Genomic DNA, 24,097 nt, shown 5'->3' with positions numbered 1-24,097 from the left:
ATTATGAAGAAAAACAAAAAGAAGTTATTTCGATAAAAATAACGCTTAAATAAGTCCATGTAATTTTTTTTGACTTATAGGTATTGAACCTATAGTTTGATGTATTTAATGGACCTTTTTATTTTACATAGAAAAGAAATTGCATAACCGATAAAATAGCAAACAATGAATTTTAAGGATAGGAGAAGTTTTTTAAAATTGTCATCTCTTGCGGGTATATCCTTGGCAAGTGGAAACGCCTTAGCTTTTAAAGAGTCAAATTCAGACAAGAAAAAACTAGAATCTTTAATCCATCAAAATACACAAAATTTCAATATGTGCGGCTATGCAGCACCTAAGTTAAACAAGGTTAGGGTTGGTATTATTGGGCTTGGAATGCGAGGCCCTGGGGCGGTTCAGCGCCTGAGTTACATTGAAGGTGTCGACATTAAGGGGCTTTGCGATTTAAGACCGAATCAAGTAGAAAAATCATTGCAGCTATTAAATGGAACCCCCCATAAACCAAAATTGTATTCAGGTGATGATGAAGCCTGGAAAAAAATGGTAGATCAAGAGGATCTAGATCTTGTTTATATATGTACCCCTTGGGAATGGCATACCCCAATGGCCATTTATGCCATGGAAGCAGGAAAACATGTTGCAGTTGAAGTTCCTGCAGCCAAAACCTTGGAAGAATGTTGGCAATTGGTAGAGACATCCGAGCGCACCAAAAAACACTGTATGATGCTAGAAAACTGTTGTTATGACTTCTTCGAATTAATGACCCTTAATATGGCGCGACAAGGATTTTTTGGAGAAATTATACATGGTGAAGGCGCATACATTCACAATCTGGTCGATTTAAATTTCAACAAGAACGGGTATGAGGATATGTGGCGATTAAAAGAGAATGCCAATAGAAATGGAAACCTTTATCCTATGCATGGTCTTGGCCCAATTTGCCAAATTATGGATATAAACCGTGGAGACCAAATGGATTACTTAAGTTCAATTTCAAGTGGCGATTTCAATATGCATGATAGAGCTGTTGAATTGGCTTCAACCGATCCTTTTTTTACTCCTTACAGGAATGATAACTTCCGCGGCAATATGAATACAACAATCGTTAAAACAAAAAAAGGTAAATCGATAATGATTCAACACGATGTGAGTTCACCAAGACCCTATTCGAGAATCCACCTAGTTAGCGGTTCTAAAGCTTTTGCACGAAAATGGCCTGAACCAAAAATTTCCACAAGTCATTCTTATATGGACGAACCTGAAATGAAGAAATTGGAGGAACAATACACCCCAGAAATTGTCAAAAAAGTTGGAGAATTGGCTAAAAAAGTCGGAGGTCATGGAGGCATGGATTTTATAATGGATTGGCGCCTAATTGATTGCCTCAGAAACGGGCTCCCATTAGATCAAGATGTCTATGATGCAGCTTTGTGGAGCGCTATAAGTCCTCTAAGCGAACAGTCAGTGGCCAATAGGGCTCAATCCATGGATATTCCAGATTTTACTAGAGGAAGTTGGGAAACCAACCAACCTGTTATTCTTTCATTAGAAGGAGCTGGAACTACAAATGTTTTGCTAAAAGAGTAGCTATCTTTTTAATGATTTAAATATCATTTCAATCTGCTTTCTCGGCCAATTTTAAAATATCGCCGAAGACACCTCTTGCAGTGACATTTGCACCGGCACCGGCACCCTGGATAACCAAAGGCTGTTCTCCATAGGATTCTGTATATATTTCAAATATGGAATCTGCATTCCTTAACGATCCTAGGGGCGTATCTTTTTCTATGGATATTAATTTAACCTCCAAATTTGCTCCATCATCCAAGGATAAATCACCACTTAAATCCCCAACATATCTCAATACCTGATTAAGTCCTAAACCAGATTTTCTATTGGCAAATACAGAATCCAGCTTATTCAAGGATATCAAAAACTCTTCTTTAGATAGAGACTTAATATCGTTAGGGATAAGGTCTTCAATAAAAACATCTTCCATTTCATTATGTAAATCGAGTTCTCTGGCCAAAATGAGGAGTTTTCTGGCAACATCAACACCACCCAGGTCATCACGTGGGTCTGGCTCTGTTAACCCTAATTCAATAGCATCCTTCAAAATAGATGAAAATGATTTGTTCTCTAACGAATACCTGTTGAATAAATAGCTTAAGGTTCCAGAAAATACGCCTCTTATACGTGTTATATTTTCACCAGACAAATGCAAAAGTCTAATTGTATCAATTAAAGGTAAACCTGCACCGACGTTAGTTTCATACAAAAAGTTCTTTTTGTGTTTTTTCAATGTCTCCCTAAGCTGATGATAAAAGTCTAGACTTTTCGTATTTGCAACCTTGTTTGCTGATATAATATTAAATCCGTTTTCAATTAAGGTTTCATACTGATTAGAAAAGTCGGAACCTGAGGTAACATCAACAGCAACTAAATTTACCAAATGGTTTTGTTTACAATAAGAAATGATATTTTCCAACGAAAAAAGCTCACTCTTCTTATCAAAATTTTGAGACCAATTTTCAGTCAATCCACCATCTGACAAGTACATTTTTCTCGAGCTAGTAACTCCAACAATTTTCAATTCAATATTCTTTCTAGTTTCGATGTCTTTAGCGGATGAAATAATCTGATCAATTAGGACATTCCCTACAGTGCCTTTTCCAAAAATCACTAAATTAATAACTTTGGCCACGCCAAAAAGTTCTCCATGGATTACATTAACTGCTTTCTTGGCATCTTTTTCTTTAACTACTATACTCACATTCTTTCCTGTAACAGTATTATTAAAGAGAATTGGGACAATTTCGTTCTTGACCAGGGCGCTATAAGGTCGATGGAATGAACTTAAATCCTGTCCGATGAGTGAAACAACAGCCACACCATCCAATACCGCAATTTTATTTACATCGTTATCCTCCAATTCCTTAGAAAATTCCTGCTTCAAGGCCTTCTGGGCCTTTTCACTTTCACTTGCATCGACAACCACACCTATCCCTCTTTCAGAAGAACCTTGCGATATTATACTAACGCTAATGCCTTTCTGACCTAAAGCTCTAAAAATTCGCTCATCGATTCCGGCTTTACCCATAAGCCCACGTCCTTCTATTTGCACCAGCGCCCTGTTACCCATTGCTGAAATAGATTTCATTCCTTTACCATTTCCTTCAGAAGTTATCAACGTACCGCTATCATCAGGGTTATAGGTGTTTAAAATCCTTAGATTGATATTTTTTTCAATCAATGGGATAATGGTTTTTGCATGTAAAATTTCTGCACCGAAATGGGCAATTTCATTGGCTTCATCAAATGTTAATTGCTCAATTTTTTTTGCATTCTTCACCACTTCCGGATTTGCAGTGAAAATTCCATCAACATGAGTGAAGTTTTGTAATTCTTCCGCCTCGAGATAATTAGCCAATAAGGCTGCTGTATAATTACTTCCATTTCTCCCCAAGGTAGTTGTAGTTCCATCTAAATCGGAACCTATAAATCCAGAAACCACATAAACAATATCAGATGGGCCATTTTTAATTGCCTTCATTGTTAATTCCTTGGAAACAGCATATAAAGGCTGAGCATCACCAAAATCTGAGTTGGTCTTAATTATTTCTCTTGAATCAATCGCATTAGCAGGAATTTTTCTTGAATTCAATAATGAAGAAATTGCTTTGATGGAGAATAATTCCCCTTGGGCGAGGATTTCATCTTTCGTTCTGGGAGTACAATATCCTAAGGCTTCCACACCTTTTAAAAGTCTTTCCAATGTGTGTTTCTCGCTTGAAACATCAAAAGTTACTTCATCGAGTTTTTGATTATTGATAAGGTCACCTAATGCCTTTTGATAGTTTTCCCCTTTTTCAGCTCTATAAATCAATTGCAGTAAATCGTCGGTAGTTTTTCCCCTAGCAGAAACGACTACTACCAACTTATCATTCAATTCGTGTTTCGATTTGATGATAGAAACCACTTGATTTATTCCATCCCCATTCGCTAAAGATTTTCCGCCAAACTTTAAAACCTTTATATGCTCAGAGGCGATTTCAGGTTTGAAAATTGGTAATAAAATATGTTCCAACTGATCAAATTCTATTAAGAATGCATCATGCCCATGATCTGAATGAATTTCATGATACGTTATATTCGGATTTGAAAGCGCCAGTTGTTTATGGGTTTTTCGGTTTTCCTCGGCACTAAAAAACATGTCAGAATCAACGCCAATAATGTGAATGTGTGATTCAATGGCATCTAAAACTTGAATATCTCCATCCCTCCACTTAGTAACATCAATGGTAGCTAAAAGCTGATTCATCAATTTGTATGCAGATAACTGGAAACGTTCCTGAAGTTTCTTACCATGATGCATCAACCAACTTTGAACATTGAATACCTGTAACTCGTCATTTTTTGTACGGTTAAAACGCTCATTAAACGAAACAGGAGTACGATAACATAACATAGCATGCATCCTTGCATCGTTAACCGGATTTTTTGAATTTAATAGGAATTGCTGTTGGATATGGCAATTAGCAATCAACCAATCCGTAGCCTTCCAATCAGTAGCTACCGGGATAAGATGTTCAGCCAATTTTGGTTGAAGCACTGCCATTTCCCATGCAATACCACCACCAAGCGAGCCTCCTATAATCGCAAATAATTTTGAAATTCCTAATTGTTTTAAACCCTCGATAAATATTCTAGCTACATCACGTGCCACAAAATCTTCATAATTATCAATAACATAACCATCATAACCATTACCAGGGATGTTAAAACTTAAAATGGAATAACGCTTTGTGTCTATAACTTTTTCCTCACCAATTATACTATTCCACCAACCATTTTGTCCGGCAACATTACTGTTTCCAGTTAAGGCATGGTTAACAAGAACAATTGGGGCGGTTCCTAATTCTTGACCGAAGGTTTGGTAACTTAATGGAATATTCTGTAAATCCACTCCATTTAGAGTGGTATAATCGGAAATAACTAAATGCTGCAATTGGTCTTTCACTTTTCTATAATGTAATTAAAAAACTGTCATCAGAAAAGTGTTCTACCTATAAGGTGAGTCCTTTTGCTATCTTTCCCAGTTTACTGGTAGAATGTAGCACCTTCTTTCTATTACTAAAAAGGGTTGCTAAGGTTTCAAAGGGTCTATTCCCTCCACCTTTCTTGATAACGTTTCAGTAATTTTTTGAACTTAATGCGCAAAGATATAAAACAAAATTAATTGGCCTTGAAATGTTTGTTCATTTTAGCTTACATCGTACCAGAGATTACCAAAAAAAAGATACTGTTTACTTTAAAATTCAAATTTGTTAGAAAAAGATGTTTAAAGGCTACAATTTTCAATAAAAATGTAAATTTAGCTCTTGTTCAGAAAGACAATTTCCGAATATTAATATAACTAGCTTATTCTAATGACTTTACAACTAATCGACTACATAATCATATTTGGGTTCTTTGCAATAACTCTAGGTATTGGGCTCTACGTTTCAAAATCTTCAGGCAAAAACAGCTCAGAATATTTTTTATCCGGAAGGTCTATGCCTTGGTGGTTATTAGGGATGTCAATGGTTGCCACTACATTTTCTACCGATACACCAAACTTAGTAACCGATATTGTAAGAAATAATGGAGTCGCAGGTAATTGGGTATGGTGGGTGTTTTTGTTAACTGGTTTATTGACGGTATTTGTGTACGCCAAACTTTGGCGCAAATCTGGTGTAAATACCGATTTGGAATTTTATGAACTGAGATATGGCGGAAGGCCAGCCAAATTCTTAAGGGGGTTTAGAGCTGTTTATCTAGGAGTCATTTTTAATATGATTACCATGGCATCAGTGACCCTAGCCGCGATAAAAATTGGAAGTATAATGTTAGGCCTGCAGCCATGGGAAACGGTAGTTTACGCGGGTATTATAACAGTTATTTTTAGTGCTGTTGGTGGATTTAAGGGTGTGGTATATACCGATTTTTTACTCTTCTTTGTTGCTATGGCAGGTGCAATAGGCGCCGCGTATTATTTGGTAAATCTTCCAGAAGTAGGAGGAATAAAATCTCTAGTTAATAATGAGGCGATACAAGAGAAACTATCAATTCTACCACAAATAAGCGATACCAAAGCTTGGTTAATGCTACTAATAATACCATTAGCAGTTCAGTGGTGGAGTTCTTGGTATCCTGGTGCGGAACCCGGTGGAGGCGGTTACATTGCTCAGCGTATGTTAGCCTCCAAAAATGAAAATCATGCCATAGGAGCAACATTCTTTTTCAATATTTTGCATTATGCTTTAAGACCATGGCCTTGGATTATCGTAGCACTGGCATCGTTAGTTGTTTTTCCAGATATTGCTAGTATTCATGAGGCATTTCCAGGAATTCCCGAAGATAAACTAGGCCATGATTTAGCCTATTCGGCCATGTTAACCAAATTACCAACAGGGCTTTTAGGCCTAGTATTGGCATCGCTTGTGGCAGCCTATATGTCTACGATTTCCACACAATTAAATTGGGGGTCATCTTATATTGTTTATGATTTCTATAGGCAACATATAAATAAAAATGCTGACGAAAAAGAATTGGTAAGAGTTGGTAGATTATCAACAGTTGGTCTAATGATTTTAAGTGCGTTGTTAGCCTTAGCACTGCAAAATGCTTTACAGCTATTTGAGGTATTATTAGTTTTTGGAGCAGGTACAGGACTTATTTTTATTCTGAGATGGTTTTGGTGGCGTATTAATGCTTGGAGTGAAATTACCGCTATGTTTGTTTCAGGGATTGTTTCTATAATCCTCAAATTAACACCGATAGGATCCTATTTATTTAATCCTGACTCAGGCATTTTCCCAGATTGGTCCGAGTATATTTTTGTAGTTGCCATCACAACTTTAGCATGGTTAACAGTGACCTTTATAACAAAACCAGAATCTGAGGAAACCCTAGTGTCTTTTTACAATAAGACCACCCCCGGTGGGCCAGGTTGGGCCAAAATAATTTCCAAATTAGAACACTTTTCTGAAGATACGATCAAAAAGCAATGGACAGTTCCAGCTGGAATTTCCGCAATGCTTGCGGGATGCATCCTAATTTATAGTTGCCTTTTTGCTACAGGCTATTATATCTACGGTGAATATACCAAAGCCCTGGTTATAACTGGAATTGCGATTATTTCTGCCTTATTATTAGTAAAACTTTGGAAACGAATAAGGGTTAATATTCTCTAAAAAAAGCTAAGCTAATTTTTTAATTTCGGTTAGAGCTTTGGCTAAACTTCAGAACAAATAATTGTAGATCCACCATATAATTGAAAAATTTTTAAATTTTTTTTAGATCACAGCACTCTGTATTTCAACTATTTACAAAAAATGTAATCAGAACACTTGCCATTTTTAATAATATTTGGTCTCGTTTTTGAAATAATCTGGCATATAAACCAAATCTATTCCCAAACAAAACTTGGGATGTGACTTTAAAATGCAAGTATTATGAAAAAATGGATTACTCTTTTCGTGTTTACGATAACAACTTTCACAACGATACAAGCCCAGCAACAGGCTTCCTTTGGTATTACCGGTGGTTTGCTAAATACAAATGCGGATATAAAAATTGGTGCCCTAGGTTTTGACATTGCTAATATAGATGCAATTAATGAGACAGGATTTTACGTGGGCCTTTTGGCTGATTTGCCTTTGGGGGAATCTTTCCACATCCAACCTGAAGCTACTTATGGGAAAACCGGAGATTTAGAATTTTTCTATGTCCCCGTATTGGCCAAATATTATGTTACACCAGGATTAAACTTACAACTTGGCCCACAGTTCAATTATTCTTCTAACCTAGGTGAGATTAAAGATAATTTAAGGGATATTGAGGATATTATTGGAACTGATCTTAATGTAGCCGATATGATTAAAAGTACTGCTTTCGATCTAGCTTTCGGATTAGGTTATGACATCAATGATAAATTTTTAGTTCAGGCGCGATATGCAATTCCATTAACAGACCGTTACGATGGGCCATTAGGTGGATCGATAGATATCAAAAACACCACCCTTCAGGTTGGTTTGGCCTATAAATTTTAATACCCCCTTTTCTACTTACTATATATATTGAAGCCGGGAATTTCCCGGCTTTATCTTTATTATTAGTCCGAAATATTTTCGAGGCATGTAGAATTAGCCAATCGTATTTTATTAAATCCCTATTTTTAAACCACTTTTAAAATTTCCTCAGAAAATGCATTATTTCAAACTATTAATTTGTCTTTTTTTCATCTCCCCTTTATTTGGTCAAAACAATTTGGAAATTGAATATTCAATTAAAAAAATTGTTGCATCAATCGAAGAACCAAAATTTCGAGATTTCGAAGTGAATATTTTAAATTTTGGAGCCAAAGGTGACGGCGAAAAAAACTGTCACAAAGCATTTACTAAGGCATTAAAAAAAATTGATCAAAAGGGAGGGGGAACATTAATTGTTCCAAAAGGTATTTATCTGATTAATGGTCCAATCCATTTGGTTAGTAATCTAAATCTTCATTTAGAAACGGGAAGTATTCTTAAATTCGGGTCTAACCCAGATGATTATTTACCTACAGTTAAAACAAGTTGGGAAGGAACCTTTTTGTATAATTACAGTCCCTTTATTTATGGATATGGATTGAATAATGTAGCCATCACTGGAAAAGGGATAATTGATGGAGAAGGTCATATAAATTGGCCAGACTGGAAAGAAATTCAAGCTGCAGACCAAGAGTTGAGCCGGACAATGAACCACAATGATATAGCTATTGAAGATCGGCAATTTGGAAAAGATCACTTTTTAAGACCACAGTTGGTTCAGTTTTTTAATTGTTCTAATATTCTTGTGGAAGGAATTAGAATTGAGGATTCTCCCTTTTGGTGCCTACATATGCTAAGATCGAATAATATTACCATTAAAAACATTTCATTTGATGCCCAGAATAAGAATAACGACGGCATTGATTTGGAATATAGCAGTAATGTACTGATCGAGGGAGTAGATTTTAATAATGGAGATGATAATATCGCCATTAAAGCTGGTAGGGATACAGAAGGTAGAAATAACCATAAGACTCCAACTGAAAATGTGGTTATAAGAAATTGTAAGTTTAAGGGGCTTCATGCGCTAGTGATTGGCAGTGAAATGTCGGCAGGAGTTAGAAATGTTTTTGTAGTTGACAATGTAGCATCTGGCTACTTAAAAAGGGGCATTTATTTCAAAACGAATTCAGACAGAGGTGGCTATATAAAAGATATATTTATTAAAAACCTAAAACTATTAGATACTGAAGATTGTTTATATATGACTGCCAACTACCATGGTGAAGGAAGCGGCAAGCATGCCTCAAAGATTTCTGATGTGGTAATTGAAAATGTCCATTGCCTTACCTCCAGTAATACTGCAATTGTAATTGAAGGATATCCTACTAGTAAGGTTGAAAATTTACTTTTAAAAAACATTACTGTTGAAACAGCAACAAATGGAGTGACCATAACCAACACAAAAAATGTAATCATGGAAGAAGTTATTATTGGTGAAAAGGCTGGAGTGCCTACCGCAGCGCAATAGAATGTTATATTGAAATATACCTCCATTCCTTGCCTATTTATCATTTTAAAATATTTAAATTTGCCGTCCATTTCCTAGAAGGAAATATTCGGGATGTAGCGCAGCCTGGTAGCGTACTAGCATGGGGTGCTAGGGGTCGCTGGTTCGAATCCAGTCATCCCGACCAAGGAAAGCCAAGTAGAAATGCTTGGCTTTTTTTTATTTGAAACAGGTGCAAATTCATTTTCGGATTCAAGGGAAAATACAGGTTAAAAAACTTGAAAGTCGAAATAAATCTAAATCACATCCAGTTCGAAAAGTGTTACATAGGATCTTCAAAAACGCCCTAGTAACTAGCAACAATAATTAGTATATTAGTAGACCATTTTTTTAAAATATGGGAAACACTAACAATAATTCATTTTAGGGCTTTAACCTTGTCAGTATCTATTACTCAATATTATCGCATTAGGCAGTGTCGAATGTACCTCCGATTAGTTTTATTAGGGTTTATAGCCATTTAAATTTCCAATATTATGTACTGTATTAAAAATCTAGCAGCATATTCATTAAAAAATTACGCAATCGTTTGTGTAAAAATCCATTTATTTAATCACCAATAGTTCTTATGGCCACCTCACTTAAAACGACTGAATTAAATTATATCACTTCATATGAAGCCTTATATTTAGTGGATTCCTAATACAATAAATTAATTCTAATATGAACGGATTGAACATATTAAAACTCCTTTTAAACCTTATCTTTAATGAACATTTATTCTCAAACTAATTCCATGAAAAACATACCAACCCTATTATTAGACCTAATCAAAAAAAATAATCCTGTATTTATTGTTTTTTGTGTACTACTTATTGTTTCATGTAAAGAAGAATCTCCAAACGACATGACCCCTTGGCGACCTCTTTTTAACGGCAAAGATCTTAATGGATGGAACCAGAAAGGTGGAAGCGCAACCTACAATGTCAAAGATGGTATGGTTGTAGGCAGTACTGTGGCAGATACTCCTAATTCCTTTTTAACTACCGATACGATTTATGGTGATTTTATTCTAGAACTTGATTTCAAAGTTGACTCTACTATGAATTCTGGTATTCAAATAAGAAGCAATAGTATCCCTGGATATCAAAACGGAAGGGTTCATGGATACCAAATTGAAATTGATCCATCTGAACGATCTTGGAGTGGCGGGATTTATGATGAAGCACGACGAGGTTGGCTTGTACCTATGGAAGGCCGTGAAGTGGCGCAAAAAGCATTTAAGCAGAATGAATGGAATCATTATAGGATTGAAGCAATCGGTGATACAATTAAAACTTGGATTAATGAAATCCCTGCAGCTCATCTCGTAGACGATAAAACACATGAGGGATTTATCGCCTTACAAGTACATTCAATTGGTGAGGACGAAACCCCCGGAAAAGAAATTATGTGGAAAAATATTAAGATTCTTACTGATAGTCTATCAAAATATAGCACAGTTAGCCCCATCCCACCGATCATTACAAAAAATCAGCTCACCGACCAAGAGGCAAAGAGTGGTTGGGAGCTTCTTTGGGATGGCAAATCCACCGAAGGTTGGAGAGGTGCAAAACTTGAAAAATTTCCTGAAAATGGTTGGGTGATTGAAGATGGAAATTTAATCGTATTAGCTTCCGAGGGCGAAGAATCAGCTGGAGGAGGGGACATTGTTACCGAAGAAGTATATGGTGATTTTGAACTTCAAGTAGATTTTAAAATTACAAAAGGAGCCAATAGCGGTATTAAATATTATGTAGACACCGAACTCAACAAAGGGGAAGGTTCGGCAATAGGCTTAGAGTATCAAATACTTGATGATGACAACCATCCTGATGCCAAATTGGGAAATCATGAAGGTAGCAGGACAGTAGCTTCTCTTTACGACCTAATTAAGGCAGATCCTAAGAAACCAATTAATCCTATTGGAGAATGGAATACGGCACACATCGTTTCAAAAAATAACCATGTTGAACATTGGCTTAATGGAATGAAAGTCTTGGAATTTGAAAGGGGTAGTGATGACTTTAAAAAGTTAGTTTCGGAAAGCAAATACAAGGTTTGGCCAAATTTTGGGCTATTAGAAAAAGGAAACATTCTATTGCAAGATCACGGTAACAGGGTGGCCTTTAGAAACATAAAAATAAAAACTCCTAAAACCAACCAAAATGACAAATAGAAGAGATTTTATTAAAAAAACCACATTGGGTAGTGCAGCAATTGCCTTGGGTTCTAGTGCCTTTGGGATGCCCGCTAGTAGTTATCGAAAAATTATCGGAGCTAATGATCGCTTGAATGTCGCCATTGCCGGTTTGGGAAGACGAGTAGGTGCCTATTACCAACCACTTCAAATGAAAGAGGCGAATGTACACCTTTCCTATTTATGTGACGTAATGAAATCGCAAAGAGAAAAGGCTCTTATAAACTTTACAAAAAATGCTGATTATAAACCCCAACTAGAAAATGATATTCGAAAAGTTCTTGAAGATAAAAATGTTGACATTCTCTTTAATGCGACACCAGACCATTGGCATGCACCTGGTTCCATTATGGCCATGAAGGCTGGTAAACATGTTTATGTAGAAAAACCATGCAGTCATACCATGAATGAAAATGAATCATTGGTTAAGGCAGCAAGGAAATATGGTAAGGTTGTTCAAATGGGAAATCAGCAACGTTCATCCGACCATACCATTAAAATTATCAATCAGATACATGAGGGCGTCATAGGTACTCCATACAAAGCTTTAGCATTTTACACCAACTCTAGAGGAGAAACACCAGTACAAAAACCAGCAGCAGTACCTGAAGGACTAGATTGGGATTTATGGCAAGGCCCTGCTGTTAGAAGAGAATATACCCAAAACACTTGGGATTATAATTGGCATTGGTATGGATGGAATTATGGAACCGCAGAAGCCGGTAATAATGGCACGCACGAAATGGATATTGCTAGATGGGCATTACAGGTAAATTTTCCCTCCTATGCAGAGGTTGAAGGACACAAACGCCATTTTTTAAATGATGGTTGGGAAATGTATGATACCATATTAGCAACTTTCAAATTTCCTGAAGACAAAATAATTCAATGGGATGGAAAAAGCAGAAATGGATATGATACTTATGGAGGAGGCAGAGGAACCATTATTTACGGCAGTGAAGGAACTGTTTTTGTAGATCGGGAAAGATACAGACTTACAGATCGAACAGGTAAAATCATAGAAGATTTTAAAAGCGATAGCAATGAAGCTGGAACGGCACTTGGCGGGGGTGGAGATACCACAACGGCCCATGTAATCAATTTTTTCAATGCCATTAGAGGAAAGGAAAAATTAACCGCTCCTATTGATGATGCTAGTATTAGTATGGCAATGGTACATTATTCGAATATTGCGTACCGTATTGGTAAAGGATTTTCAATTGATGAACATACAGGTCATATTTTCGATAAAGAGGCCATGAAATTATGGGATAGGGAATATGCGCCTGGCTGGGAATTGAATTTATAAACTATGGAGAGACGAGAATTTGTGAAGAAAAGTGGAATGGCTATAGCAGGAGTATCTGTTGCCACAAGTGCCATGACTAATTTAAATATTATTAAAAATATAGGACAAACTGTAAATATCGGAGTAATTGGCACGGGTGATCGCGGTGGTGGTCTAATACCATTTATAAATGAAATTGAGGGCATACAAGTTTCCGCATGTTGTGATATTTTGCCATTCAGACTAGAAAATGGCATGAAGCAGGTAAATGGCAAAGCCAAAGCCTATAAAGACTATAGAGCCCTTTTGGATGATAAGGAAATTGACGCAATTTTAGTGGCGGTTCCCTTTAGTGAACATTCCAAAATAATGATGGATGCTCTAAGTGCTGGCAAGCATATTTATGGCGAAAAAACACTGGTTAAAGGTTACGATGCTGTACGCGATATAATTGAAAAGAAAAAAAATTATAAAAATTTAGTATTTCAAACCGGTCATCAATACCATTCCTCAAGGCTTTACACCTCGGTAGTAGAAATGATAAAAGATGGAAAAATAGGAAACATATCTGCATTTGAAAGTCAATGGAACCGTAATGGAAATTGGCGCCGACCTGTTCCGGATCCAAAGTTTGAGAGATTAATAAATTGGAGGATGTATCGTGAATATTCTGGCGGATTAACTGCGGAATTGTGTTCCCATCAAATAGATTTTGCCAATTGGGTTTTAAATGAAATCCCTAAGGAAGTGGTAGGCTTGGGAGGAATCGATTATTGGAAAGATGGTAGAGAAACCTTCGACAATATCCATTTGGTTTATAATTATCCTAGTGGGGTAAAAGCTACTTATACCTGTTTAACTTCAAATTCGAAGGACGATTACCTCATCAAAGTTATGGGCGACAAGGGCACCATAATATTAGATTATACGAAAGCCTGGTTTTATCCAGAAGGAAAACCAGATAAACCACTAGGCAATGTAGATGGAGTTTCTGGAGCAACAATGAAATGGCAAGAAGGCAGAGGTATTCCTCTTGAGGTGTCTCACGAGGACCCAAGCAAGCAAGCACTTATCGATTTTAAAAACAGTATCATTAATGAATCCGAACCAATCTCAGATTTAATTACCGGTTCTAAAGCCTCTATTGCCGTGCAGATGGGATTAGATGCTTTATACACAAAAAAATTGGTGAGTTGGCAATCGGAGTATGACGATTGGTTTTAATGTTCCTCATATGAAAAATAGACTTAAGGTAATCTGTTTCGTAGTACTTTACTTTATAGTAGTACCAAATATAACCGCTCAGGAAAAACTATACCCTAATGAATTTCCATTAGAGGATGTAACATTACAAGACGGAATTTTCCAACATGCTAGAGATCTCAACATAGATGTACTCTTAAAATATGATGTAGATCGCCTTTTAGCTCCTTACAGAAAAGAAGCTGGACTTCAACCAAAAGCATCCTCCTATCCAAATTGGGATGGCTTAGATGGTCATATTGGCGGCCATTATCTCTCCGCCATGGCCATGAATTATGCATCAACAGGAAACAGCCTGTGCAAAGATCGAATGGACTACATGATTGATGAACTAAAGCAATGTGCACAAAGCAATAGGTCAAAACATCCCGATTGGGGAAAAGGATATGTTGGTGGTGTTCCCAATAGTGCCGAGATATGGTCTTCATTACAAAAAGGAAATTTAAATCCATTGCGAAGAGCTTGGGTGCCATGGTACAATCTCCATAAAACCTATGCTGGCCTACGCGACGCTTGGCTGTATGCAAACGATAAAAAAGCCAAAGATTTATTCCTTAATTTTTGTGATTGGGGAATAGAGATAACTTCATCACTTTCTGAGGAGGAAATGCAAAAAATGCTGGATATAGAACATGGAGGAATGAATGAGATTTTTGCGGATGCATACCAAATGACGGGTGATGATAAATATATAACAGCTGCTAAACGCTTTTCTCACCATGACATTCTATTTCCTATGGCAGAAGGTGTTGATAATCTAGATAACAAGCATGCTAATACACAAGTGCCAAAAGCTGTTGGCTTTGAACGGATTGGTGAACTTAGCAAAGATAGCACCTATCTAAAAGCTGGCGAATTTTTATGGGAAACAGTAACGGATAATCGTTCCTTAGCATTTGGCGGTAATAGTAGAAAGGAACATTTTCCTAGTGTATCAGCCAGTATTGACTTTGTGAATGAAATAGAAGGGCCAGAATCTTGTAATACCTACAACATGCTGAAATTATCGGAAGATCTATTTAGAGTAAATCCAGAAGCCAAGTATGTCGATTTTTATGAGCGATCATTGTATAACCATATCCTTTCTACCCAACACCCAAGACATGGGGGTTATGTCTATTTTACACCTACCAGGCCGAGGCATTACCGAGTTTATTCAGTTCCAAATGAAGGCATGTGGTGCTGTGTAGGAAGTGGCATGGAAAATCATGGGAAATATTCACAATTTATCTATACGCATAGCAAAGGTGCCCTCTATCTCAACCTCTTTGTGGCATCGGAATTGAATTGGGAGGAAAAAGGAATAAAGATTAAACAAGAAACCGAGTTCCCATTTGAAGAATCTTCAAAACTCACAATCATAGAAGGGACAGCGAATTTCCCATTAATGATTCGTTATCCTTCATGGGTTGAAAAGGGTGCCCTAAAAATCTCTGTCAATGGTAAGGCTGTAGATATTTTAAATTCCCCTTCAAGTTATATTGAAATAACACGTAATTGGAAAAAGGGAGATATAGTGGAAATTTATTTGCCAATGAAAACAACCACAGAACAATTGCCTAATGTTCCCAACTATAAAGCATTTATGCATGGCCCTATTGTATTGGCTGCCAAAACAGGTTCCGAACAATTAGAAGGTCTTTTAGCAGATGATAGTCGTTGGGCACATATAGCTCATGGAGAACTTCTTCCCATTGATAAGGCGCCTATAATTATTGAGGAAGATCTAACAGAAATTGGCGATAAATTGATTCCTGTGCCTGGAGAACCCCTTAAGTTTAAAACGTCTAATCTCAACATTTTAAATGGAGAGAACCTCATTCTAGAACCCTTTTTCCAACTGCATGATTCCCGATATATGATGTATTGGCTGACCCTAAGCCCAGAAAAGTATGAAAAATACGTGGATTCTCTTGCTCAGCTTGAAAAGGCTAAACTCAATTTGGAAAGACGGACTATCGATTATGTCGGCACTGGGGAACAGCAACCTGAAAGTGACCATTTTATGCAAACAGAAAAATCTAATTCAGGCAATGCCCAAGACCAGTTTTGGAGAGACGCATATAATGGCGGCTACTTCAGCTATCAAATGAAGACCGATAAAAAATTAGATCTGAGTTTGTTGGTGCGTTATTGGGGCTTTGAATGGAGTTCAAAAAACTTCAAAATCCTTATTGATGATGAAGAAATTGCATCTGTAAATACTGAAAATAGAAATAATACGAGTCAATTTAAAGAAGCTTCCTATCAAATACCTAATCGACTTCTTAAAGGCAAAGAAAAAGTCAGGGTAAAATTCCAAGCTGAGGAAGGTTCAGGTACGAGTCAAGTATATTTTGTTAGAATTATTGAGAATGAGTAACTCTAAATTAGTAAGTACCCTACTAAAATAAAAACCAAGACAAATGGATAATCAGCCTGAATAATCAGAAGACAATAATTTTTTTTAAAATTTAACGATGAAATACGTAATCCTATTCAGCTTTAACAACCTAAAACAACTTTTTACTAGCCTCTGTTTATTATCGATAAGTTTATCCACAATTGCGTCGACTGTTCCTAAACCCCCAACCAAAAATGGAGAGGGCCCTATCTTTTTGCAAGCCACCTACATAGGAAATGATTCAATATATCAAGAAAATCCATTAAGGGAGGATGAATTCTACACACCAATTTTACAAGGGTGTTATCCAGACCCTGCAATTACCAAAAAGGGTGATGATTATTACATGGTATGTTCCTCTTTTGCTATGTTTCCCGGCGTACCAATTTTTCACTCAAAAGACTTGGTCAATTGGACATCTTTGGGCGGAGTATTGGATGATATTAACGAATTTAATCCACATAACTCAGGTATAAGTCAGGGTGTGTATGCCCCAGGCATCACATATAATCCTCACAATGACACCTTTTATATGATTGTAACTGCCTTTTCTGGCGGACTTGGAAACATTATTGTGAAAAGTAAAGACCCAAAAAAAGGTTGGGATAGCCCAATTAAATTAGGGTTTGGAGGAATAGACCCTTCAATTTTCTTCGATGACGATGGCAAAGGTTATGTGGTACATAATGATGCTCCAGACCAAGGTGCGGAATTATACAACGGGCACAGAGTAATAAAAATTTGGGAATATGATGTTGAGAATGATAAAGTAATTCTAGGTACAGATAAAATAATTGTAAATGGAGGTGTTGATCTTGCGGACAAACCAATTTGGATTGAAGCTCCACATCTTTACAAAAAGAATGGCGCCTATTACTTAATGTGCGCAGAAGGAGGTACAGGTGGCTGGCATAGTGAGGTTATTTTCAAGAGTGACAGTCCTAAGGGACCATATATTCCAGCAAATAACAACCCAATTTTAAGTCAACGCTATTTAAATAAGGATCGAAAAAATAAAGTGGATTGGGCAGGTCATGCTGATTTGGTGGAGGGTCCAGATGGAGAATATTACGGTGTATTTTTAGCGGTTAGGCCTAACGAAGAAAATCGTGTGAATACTGGTCGTGAAACATTTATTCTGCCTGTTGATTGGAGTGGTGAATATCCGATTTTTGAAAATGGTTTAATTCCTCTTGAACCCAAATTAAAAATGCCTGAAGGGGTAGAAAACAAAACAGGGGAAAACGGATATGAACCTAATGGCAATTTCACTTTTACTGATAATTTTCAGTCTGAAACTTTAGACCACAGTTGGATAGGACTTCGAGGACCGAAGGAAGCATTTACCGAGAGAACTAAAAAGGGAATTAAGATTACACCTTTTGCAGCCAATATTAAGGAAGTTAGGCCCACCTCTACCCTATTCCGACGACAACAACACCTCTCCTTTACATTTAGGTCAACAATGGATTACAAACCAAATTCGGAAAAAGATTTGGCCGGTGTAGTGGCATTACAAAATGAAGGATCAAACTACGTAATGGGCGTAACAAAAAAGGGAAATGACTATTATATGGTACTACACAAAAATAAATGGCCAGGAAGAAAAGGCCCTATAATTTCGGAAGTAGTTGCAAGCAAAAAGATTGAATATAATAATCCCATCGAATTACAGATTACAGCTGAAGGTGATAAATACACATTTAGCTATTCCCTAGATGGAGAAAATTTCCAAAATCTTGGTGGTACTGTTTCAGGAGATATCCTTTCAACAGATGTTGCCGGTGGATTTACCGGATGTTTGTTGGGCTTATATGCAACTCAGGTTAATGATATTTTGCCAAATTAAACTGTAATTATTTAATGAAGTATAATGCGATTTGAAAAAATAAATTATACCATAGTTATAGTTACATCAATTCTCCTATTTGGTTGTAAAGACAATATTACATCTAAACAAAATACTGAAATTGAAAAAGATACTAGCTATACTGCATATACCAACCCAGTTATGTGGGCGGATGTTCCAGACATGTCGATTACAAGGAAGGATGACACCTTTTACTTGATAAGCACTACAATGCACCTAATGCCTGGTGCACCTGTTATGACTTCAAAAGATTTGGTGCATTGGGAAATTGCGAGCTATGTTTTTGACAGTCTAACCGATACACCAAAATATAACCTTAAGGAAGGAACTGTCTATGGACGGGGGCAATGGGCCTCATCAATTAGGTACCATAATGGTGAATTCTATGTCTTATTTTCTCCAAATGATGAGCCTTTCAAATCATACTTTTATAAATCCAAAGATCCTAAAACGGGTAATTGGGAGCTTATAAGTAGAATGAAACATTTCCATGATGCTTCGCTCTTTTTTGATGATGATGGCAAAGTTTATGCTTTTTATGGAACAGGTGAATTAACTGAATTAAAACCTGATTTGTCTGGAGTGATGCCTGGTGGTATTGATATAAAAATCTTTGAAAGGGACTCCACAGAAACCGGACTTTTGGAGGGAAGCCAAGTTGTAAAGCATAACGGCAAGTATTATTTACTCATGATTTCATGGCCAAGAGGTGAACCCAGAAGACAATTGTGCTATCGAGCTGACAATATCACTGGCCCATACGAAAAGAAGGTGATTTTAGAATCTGAGTTTGCTGGTTTCTATTATGCGGGCCAAGGCGCTATTATTGATGATGTAAATGGAAATTGGCATGCTTTGATATTCCAAGACCGAAATGGAGTCGGCAGAGTACCTCTACTTATGCCAGTAACATGGGAAGACGGCTGGCCAATGTTAGGCGATGAATTTGGCAAAGTTCCTTTACATGATACAATTCCTTTAAAGCCCCATGACACTGGAAGGCATATTGTTGAAAGCGACGAATTTAATTCTGATAAACTAAAAATTAATTGGCAATGGAACCACAATCCTATTAATAATGCCTGGTCATTAATAGAAAGGCCCGGATATCTTCGCCTTAAAACAAATAGAGTTGTTGACAATCTTTATTTGGCTCCAAATACCCTTACACAGCGTATGGAAGGCCCGACCTCAACAGGAATTGTAAGTTTAAATTTATCAGGGATGAAGGACGGTGATAGAGCTGGCTTTGCTGCTTTCAATGGCGATTCTGGCATTCTGAGAATTTCTAATGAAGAGGGTAAAAAAACATTAAGAATGGTCACCAACGTTGTTGCTTTAGACCCAAATACCAAAGCTGTGACTAACGTTGAGGAAGATATTAAAGAATCGGTTGAAATAAATGAAGATATTATTTATCTCAAAATTGAAGGTGATTTTAATGTTGATAAAGACATTGCAAAGTTCTATTACAGTTTAGACAATAAAAAATGGACCCAAATTGGGCCTGAATTTAAAATGATCTTCGACTGGAGGCGACTTTTTATGGGGACCAAATTTGCAATATTCAATTATGCTACTAAAACCTCAGGGGGCTATATAGATGTTGATTATTTTCATTATGAACGTCATCCCGAAAACCTAGTTCCTTTCCAATAATAAACGCTTATTCTCAATACCATCATGTTCAAATTAAAACTAATTTCTGTTATTATTATTTCTTGGCTCTCCCTAACCCAGCATGCTTATTCCCAAGATTCAAATTTTCATATTTACCTTAGTTTCGGACAATCAAATATGGCAGGTTCTGTAGATGCAGAAAAACAAGATTCCATTGTATCGCCACGTTTTAAAATGATGAGCACAATGGACTGCCCGGATCAAGGTCGATCTTTGGGTAATTGGTATGAGGCAATACCGCCATTAGCAGGTTGCAAATCAGGCCTATCACCCGCAGATTATTTTGGGCGCAAAATGGTTCAAAAACTCCCTGATAGTATTAAGGTCGGCATAATAAATGTTTCTGTTCCAGGTTGCAAAATTGAATTGTTTCAACAAGAAACCTTTCAAGAATATGCTAAAACTGCACCTGATTGGATGGTGGGATGGATTGAGAATTATGGTGGTAATCCATATGATCGATTGGTTGCTATGGCCAAAAAGGCACAAGAAGATGGTGTGATAAAAGGATTTTTACTTCATCAAGGGGAGTCCAACACCGGTGATAAAACATGGCCGACTAAGGTTAAAACGGTATATAATCAACTTATTAGGGATTTAAATTTAAATCCTGAGGAGGTCCCTCTTTTAGCTGGTGAAGTGGTTGGAGAAGATGAAAATGGAATTTGTGCAAGCATGAATACTATCATTGCTACACTTCCGGATGTTCTTCCAAATTCTTACGTAATTCCTTCAGATGGATGCGAAAGCCAATCAGATATCATTCATTTTACGGCTTCAGGATATCGCAAACTCGGAAAACGGTATGCTAATAAGATGTTGAAATTACTTGGTTATTCAGATTCAACAGTTACCCATACTTTTCAAAGCCCCAATGAAAATATTGAAATTAAGGTGGCAACGAGGGAAGGAAAACCCGTCTATGAGGTTTCACTTAATGGTAAATTATTTGTAGAACCTTCTCCACTTGGGCTTAATACCAATGTTGGCGATTTCAGATACAATTTAACCCTAGTTGACACTTTTCAAATTTCTACCATCAAGGATGTTTATAGCCTCCCGAATATTAAGAAGAGTAATGTGGAATACAATGCAACTGAGGCCATACTTACATTTTTAAAAGATGATCTACCTGCATTTGACCTGGTTTTTAGGGTGAGCAATAACGACATCGCATACCGGTATCATTTATATCCCCAAAACCAACGTAAAAGTTGTGTTGTTAAAGAGGAAGCTACAGGATTTGTTTTCCCGGAAGGCACAACAACCTTTTTAACTCCGCAAAGCCGTCCAATGGTAGGTTTTGCGCGTACAATGCCAAGTTATGAAATGCCATATGAAGTGGATGCCCCTATGGGTAAAAATGGCATTGGGTTTGGCTATACCTTCCCTTGCTTATTTAAAATATCCGATCAAGGTTGGGTTCTACTTTCTGAAACAGGGGTGGATAGCCAATATTGCGGAAGTAGATTACTTGGAAAAGAAAACGGTTTATACACCATTGGTTTTCCAATGCCTGATGAAAACAATGGAAATGGAACTTCCTCTCCTGGTGTCACTACTCCCGGTGAAACCCCTTGGAGAACTATAACCCTTGGCGAGAGTTTAGCACCCATAGTTGAAACAACGGTGTCTTTTGATGTTGTTAAACCTTTATACGCAGCTTCCCAAAAATATAATTATACAAAAGGCACCTGGAGCTGGGTAATTGGCATGGATGAAAGCATCACTTTTGAAGATCAAAAAAAATATGTGGATTTAAGTGCCGCAATGGGCTACCAAACCATACTTGTAGATAATTACTGGGACACTAAAATAGGCAAAGAAAAAATAGTAGAATTAGCAAAATATGGAGCATCCAAAGGAGTTGGCTTGTATCTATGGTATAATTCTAACGGGTATTGGAATGACGCTCCACAAGGACCACGTAACATAATGGATCGTTCGGTTACCCGACGAAAGGAAATGGCTTGGTTAAAGGAAATTGGCATAAAAGGTATTAAAGTTGACTTCTTTGGCGGTGATAAACAAATGGTTATGAAATTATATGAGGACATTCTTTATGATGCAAATGATTATGGATTGCAATGCATATTTCATGGCTGTACCCTTCCAAGGGGCTGGGAGCGAATGTTCCCTAATTATGCCTCGAGCGAGGCGGTTTTAGCTAGCGAAAATTTACACTTTGCACAAAGTCACTGCGAGGAAGAAGCCTTTAAGGCTTCCATCCATCCCTTTATACGTAATGCAGTAGGAAGCATGGATTTCGGAGGAACCGTTTTAAATGACTATTGGAATACAACCAATAGCGACGCAATGTGGGGTGGTCATCGCATTACATCAGATGTATTTCAGTTAGCTACCGCTGTGTTATTTCAAAGTGGGGTGCAACATTTTGCATTGGCGCCAAACAATATAAATGATGCGCCAAAATGGGCGATCGATTTTATGAAAGAAGTACCTACTATTTGGGATGAAACACAATTGATTGATGGATATCCTGGAAAATATGTTATACTGGCTAGACGTCATGGAAATACTTGGTATATCGCTGGAGTTAATGCACAAGAGCAAATAATCAATAAAGATATTGCTTTACCAATGTTAAAAAAGGGAATAAAGGCTAAGGTCTATACTGACAATAATAAACTTGAAGGTAAAGTGGTAGAGGAAACAATTAAAAAACCACAAAACACACGTATTGAAATCCCTAAAAATGGTGGATTTTTAATTATTGCTGAAGAATAAGCAGTTGACTAAAATAAAAAAGCAGTTTTGTTTTAAAAAAATTCTAGAGGGTTAACCCCCTATTGTAATCATACTGCGGTTTTGTTCGAAGTATTTAGGATCCGTCATGGTTTCAAAAGTGTCCATACCGGCCCGTTTAGCTCGTTTGGCCCAAATAGCTTTTTGAATAACAGGCAAGATATCTTCACCATTTCTATAAGGAGTCAGCAAATCTGTTTCAGATTGGGAGAATAGGCAATTCTTTAATTTTCCATTTGCCGTAAGACGTATTCTGTTGCAACCATCGCAAAATGGATTGGTCATAGTGCTGATTATTCCGAATGAACCTAAATAGCCATCTATTTTATAGTCCCTGGAAATTAGATTTCTTGGCTCTGGTAAGCGAGTTGAATTTGAAAATGCAGCATATACTTCATCAAGTATGAATTGTTCACTAACCAATTTAGACCTATCCCAACGGTTTCCTAAAAACGGCATAAACTCAATAAAACGAACTTGGATATTTCTTTCACAGGTTAGATTAATAAAATCAATAATTTCATCATCGTTAAAGCCTGAAATTAATACCACATTTATCTTAACATTAAAACCTTCATTGAGTAGTAAATCAATGTTTTCTGAAGCCTTTTTAAATTGATCTCGAAGTGTAATTAATTTGAATTTTTCTGGTCTCAGTGTATCCAAACTTAAATTTACTGTATCAATATTTGAAGCCTTAAAGGTTTCCAAATGGCGGTCGACCAAAATACCATTTGTTGTAAGAGAAAGTTCAATATCTAGGTCCGAAAGACGCAATAAAATATCATCGAAATCTTTTCGTAATAAAGGTTCGCCACCTGTCAATCGGATTTTGTTTACACCATTTTCCACAAACAGTTTCGCCAAAGTAATAACTTCATCTGCAGTCATTAAATGGTCCTTAGGGCTTAAAACAACACCGTCAGAAGGCATGCAATAAGTGCAACGCAGATTGCATTTCTCAGTTAATGAAATCCGCAAATACTGGTGTTCCCTGCCAAAACTATCTGTTAAGATTTGCGTCAT

Annotated in this window: 13 protein-coding genes, 1 tRNA gene and 1 riboswitch; of the genes, 12 read left to right on the top strand and 2 right to left on the bottom strand. The window is 36.9% G+C overall.

What is annotated here, in order from left to right:
- The first annotated feature begins 165 nt into the window (after positions 1-165).
- Complete coding sequence (locus ISU00_RS07285) at positions 166-1,587, top strand: Gfo/Idh/MocA family protein (protein ID WP_228853394.1); 1,422 nt, start codon at positions 166-168, stop codon at positions 1,585-1,587.
- Positions 1,588-1,615: 28 nt separating this feature from the next.
- On the opposite strand, the gene thrA is transcribed toward ISU00_RS07285, so the two are convergent.
- Positions 1,616-5,020 carry a bifunctional aspartate kinase/homoserine dehydrogenase I gene (gene thrA, locus ISU00_RS07280; RefSeq protein ID WP_228853393.1) on the bottom strand — a complete coding sequence of 1,135 codons (3,405 nt, stop codon included), beginning with the start codon at positions 5,018-5,020 and terminating at the stop codon, positions 1,616-1,618.
- Positions 5,021-5,083: 63 nt separating this feature from the next.
- A riboswitch (SAM riboswitch) is annotated at positions 5,084-5,191 on the bottom strand.
- Positions 5,192-5,429: 238 nt separating this feature from the next.
- On the opposite strand from thrA, the gene ISU00_RS07275 reads away from it, so the two are divergent.
- The 11 genes from ISU00_RS07275 (at position 5,430) to ISU00_RS07225 (ending at position 23,053) form a co-directional block, all read left to right on the top strand.
- On the top strand, positions 5,430-7,235 hold the full coding sequence (locus ISU00_RS07275; protein WP_228853392.1) for a sodium:solute symporter family protein: 1,806 nt from the start codon (positions 5,430-5,432) through the stop codon (positions 7,233-7,235).
- A 261-nt stretch (positions 7,236-7,496) separates the two neighbouring features.
- Positions 7,497-8,093 carry a porin family protein gene (locus ISU00_RS07270; protein WP_228853391.1) on the top strand — a complete coding sequence of 199 codons (597 nt, stop codon included), beginning with the start codon at positions 7,497-7,499 and terminating at the stop codon, positions 8,091-8,093.
- 154 nt (positions 8,094-8,247) lie between these two features.
- A complete protein-coding gene (locus ISU00_RS07265) occupies positions 8,248-9,603 on the top strand; it encodes a glycoside hydrolase family 28 protein (RefSeq protein WP_228853390.1) in 1,356 nt (451 codons plus the stop codon).
- Between the two features lie 89 nt (positions 9,604-9,692).
- Positions 9,693-9,769, top strand: a tRNA-Pro gene (locus tag ISU00_RS07260).
- Between the two features lie 609 nt (positions 9,770-10,378).
- The gene (locus tag ISU00_RS07255; RefSeq protein ID WP_228853389.1) at positions 10,379-11,800 is read left to right on the top strand and encodes a 3-keto-disaccharide hydrolase; all 1,422 of its coding nucleotides are present in this window, start codon (positions 10,379-10,381) and stop codon (positions 11,798-11,800) included.
- Positions 11,790-13,130 carry a Gfo/Idh/MocA family protein gene (locus ISU00_RS07250; RefSeq protein ID WP_228853388.1) on the top strand — a complete coding sequence of 447 codons (1,341 nt, stop codon included), beginning with the start codon at positions 11,790-11,792 and terminating at the stop codon, positions 13,128-13,130. The genes ISU00_RS07255 and ISU00_RS07250 overlap by 11 nt, the downstream gene beginning before the upstream one ends.
- Positions 13,131-13,133: 3 nt before the next feature.
- Entirely contained in the window at positions 13,134-14,333 is a 1,200-nt protein-coding gene (locus tag ISU00_RS07245; RefSeq protein ID WP_228853387.1) for a Gfo/Idh/MocA family protein, read from the top strand.
- 10 nt (positions 14,334-14,343) lie between these two features.
- On the top strand, positions 14,344-16,734 hold the full coding sequence (locus tag ISU00_RS07240; protein WP_228853386.1) for a glycoside hydrolase family 127 protein: 2,391 nt from the start codon (positions 14,344-14,346) through the stop codon (positions 16,732-16,734).
- A gap of 97 nt (positions 16,735-16,831) precedes the next feature.
- Positions 16,832-18,604, top strand: coding sequence for a glycoside hydrolase family 43 protein (locus ISU00_RS07235; RefSeq protein WP_228853385.1), 1,773 nt, complete (start codon positions 16,832-16,834; stop codon positions 18,602-18,604).
- Positions 18,605-18,628: 24 nt separating this feature from the next.
- Positions 18,629-20,284 carry a glycoside hydrolase family 43 protein gene (locus ISU00_RS07230; RefSeq protein WP_228853384.1) on the top strand — a complete coding sequence of 552 codons (1,656 nt, stop codon included), beginning with the start codon at positions 18,629-18,631 and terminating at the stop codon, positions 20,282-20,284.
- 24 nt (positions 20,285-20,308) lie between these two features.
- Positions 20,309-23,053 carry a glycoside hydrolase family 97 catalytic domain-containing protein gene (locus ISU00_RS07225; protein WP_228853383.1) on the top strand — a complete coding sequence of 915 codons (2,745 nt, stop codon included), beginning with the start codon at positions 20,309-20,311 and terminating at the stop codon, positions 23,051-23,053.
- A 51-nt stretch (positions 23,054-23,104) separates the two neighbouring features.
- Here ISU00_RS07225 and moaA read toward each other — a convergent pair whose 3' ends face one another.
- Positions 23,105-24,097, bottom strand: a complete 993-nt coding sequence (gene moaA, locus ISU00_RS07220) for a GTP 3',8-cyclase MoaA (RefSeq protein WP_228853382.1) — start codon at positions 24,095-24,097, stop codon at positions 23,105-23,107.

The organism is Aegicerativicinus sediminis (genome assembly GCF_015476115.1).
Lineage (GTDB): Bacteria > Bacteroidota > Bacteroidia > Flavobacteriales > Flavobacteriaceae > Aegicerativicinus > Aegicerativicinus sediminis.
This window is presented reverse-complemented; position numbering and strand designations above follow the sequence as displayed.

Bases quoted from the DNA above. Each gene is read 5' to 3' on its own strand.
- ISU00_RS07285 (WP_228853394.1), top strand. From the start codon at position 166: ATGAATTTTAAGGATAGGAGAAGTTTTTTAAAATTGTCATCTCTTGCG.
- ISU00_RS07275 (WP_228853392.1), top strand. From the start codon at position 5,430: ATGACTTTACAACTAATCGACTACATAATCATATTTGGGTTCTTTGCA.
- ISU00_RS07270 (WP_228853391.1), top strand. From the start codon at position 7,497: ATGAAAAAATGGATTACTCTTTTCGTGTTTACGATAACAACTTTCACA.
- ISU00_RS07265 (WP_228853390.1), top strand. From the start codon at position 8,248: ATGCATTATTTCAAACTATTAATTTGTCTTTTTTTCATCTCCCCTTTA.
- ISU00_RS07255 (WP_228853389.1), top strand. From the start codon at position 10,379: ATGAAAAACATACCAACCCTATTATTAGACCTAATCAAAAAAAATAAT.
- ISU00_RS07250 (WP_228853388.1), top strand. From the start codon at position 11,790: ATGACAAATAGAAGAGATTTTATTAAAAAAACCACATTGGGTAGTGCA.
- ISU00_RS07245 (WP_228853387.1), top strand. From the start codon at position 13,134: ATGGAGAGACGAGAATTTGTGAAGAAAAGTGGAATGGCTATAGCAGGA.
- ISU00_RS07240 (WP_228853386.1), top strand. From the start codon at position 14,344: ATGAAAAATAGACTTAAGGTAATCTGTTTCGTAGTACTTTACTTTATA.
- ISU00_RS07235 (WP_228853385.1), top strand. From the start codon at position 16,832: ATGAAATACGTAATCCTATTCAGCTTTAACAACCTAAAACAACTTTTT.
- ISU00_RS07230 (WP_228853384.1), top strand. From the start codon at position 18,629: ATGCGATTTGAAAAAATAAATTATACCATAGTTATAGTTACATCAATT.
- ISU00_RS07225 (WP_228853383.1), top strand. From the start codon at position 20,309: ATGTTCAAATTAAAACTAATTTCTGTTATTATTATTTCTTGGCTCTCC.
- moaA (WP_228853382.1), bottom strand. From the start codon at position 24,097: ATGACGCAAATCTTAACAGATAGTTTTGGCAGGGAACACCAGTATTTG.